Below are 1,499 nucleotides of genomic sequence, written 5' to 3'. Positions count from 1 at the left end.
GGGCATGGATCAACAACCAACGCAGCCGGGCCGCGACGCTGACGCCGGAGCGGATGGAGCAGCTCGCCACAATCGGCATGCGATGGACATGATGATGGACATCGCCGCCGTCACCGCGGCCGTCGTCGCGCTCACGGTCGGCTATCCGCTCGGACGACTGCGCCCGTCGCAGCGGGCGGACGACTAGGGAGCTTCTTCCGGATCTTGGTCCGGGCGGACTACGCACGCTGCTGTCCGCGCATATATTGGCGGTGTGGACGAAGCCGGGGTGAGTGGCCAGGCATGGAGGGACGAAGTCAGAGCACGTCCGACAGCTGAGCAGGATCGGGACGCCCTGGCCCAGCTCGTCGAAACGAACGCGGACTCCTTCGAGGTTGAGCTGTACGAACGTGCGGCAGATCCCCAGGTGCTTTCGATTGACCGTGCCCAACGATCGCAGGCCGGGCAGTACGCCAGGCGCATGCGACGACTTCGCGAGCATCAGCGGCGCCAAGGCAGTTGAACAGTAGCCTTCGGATCATCTGATCGTTGGTTGATGTGTGTCGCTGACCGACGCCCAGTGGGCGAGGATCGAGCCGCTGCTGCCGGACCGGACACCTCGGTGGGGCGGGAGGTGGCGGGATCACCGGCAGGTGATCGACGCGATCGCCTTCACGTACCGCACGGGCACTCCGTGGATGGACCTGCTCGAGCACTTCGGCTCGTGGAAGGGTGCCCACAACCGGCTGCGGAAATGGGCCGCCGACGGCACCCGGGAGAAGGTCTTCACCGCCCTGCTCGCCCAGGCCGACGCCGAGGGCGACCTCGACTGGATCGTCTCGGTCGACTCCACCATCGTCCGGGCTCACCAGCACGCCGCCGGAGCCCGTCAAAAGGGGCCCCGGCCGGCGAGCCGGACCATCACGCCCTCGGACGCTCCCGCGGCGGACTGACCACCAAGATCCACCTTGCGGCGGACGGCCGATGCCGGCCGCTCGCCTTCGTCCTCACGCCCGGGCAGGCCGGTGACGCACCCGCGTTCCCCCAGGTCATGGCCCGCCTGCGGGTGCCGCGGCCGCTCGGCCGGCCCCGAATCACGCCGGACGTGGTCCTGGCCGACGAGGCCTACTCGTCCCGCGCGATCCGCGACCATCTCCGCCGGCGCGGGATCCGGGCCGTGATCCCACAGCCCTCCGACCAGGCCGCGAACCGCAAACGGCGCGGCAGCCGGGGCGGCCGTCCGCCGGCCTTCGACCTCGAGGCCTACAAACAGCGCAACACCGTCGAGCGGTGCATCAACAAGCTCAAGCAATGGCGCGGCCTCGCCACCCGATACGACAAGACCGCTACCAGCTACCCCGCCGGACTCCACATCGCCGCCATCTACATCTGGTCGGCAAGATGATCCGAAAGAAACGGCCTAGTTGTATTGACCCGCAGCATTGTTGACGCGGGTGATGGGCGGGTGTCCGTCGAGTGCGGTGTGGCAGCGGTGGTGGTTGTAGGTGTGGAGGAAGTCT

At 68.2% G+C, this 1,499-nt stretch carries 1 protein-coding gene and 1 pseudogene; one reads left to right on the top strand and one right to left on the bottom strand.

The window, feature by feature from the left end:
* Nucleotides 1–539 precede the first annotated feature (539 nt).
* Nucleotides 540–1,384 (top strand): IS5 family transposase gene (locus ACIGW4_RS38105; protein ID WP_399586319.1). Its coding sequence is split into 2 segments (ribosomal slippage): nucleotides 540–870 and nucleotides 870–1,384, totalling 846 coding nucleotides; the frame shifts between segments, so codons are not numbered across the junction.
* A 15-nt stretch (nucleotides 1,385–1,399) separates the two neighbouring features.
* Here ACIGW4_RS38105 and ACIGW4_RS38100 read toward each other — a convergent pair.
* Nucleotides 1,400–1,499 (bottom strand): annotated as a pseudogene (locus tag ACIGW4_RS38100) (IS481 family transposase); the annotation flags it as partial.

Origin of the sequence: Streptomyces sp. NPDC053513, assembly GCF_044544765.1 — a bacterium.
Lineage (GTDB): Bacteria > Actinomycetota > Actinomycetes > Streptomycetales > Streptomycetaceae > Streptomyces > Streptomyces litmocidini.
This window is presented reverse-complemented; position numbering and strand designations above follow the sequence as displayed.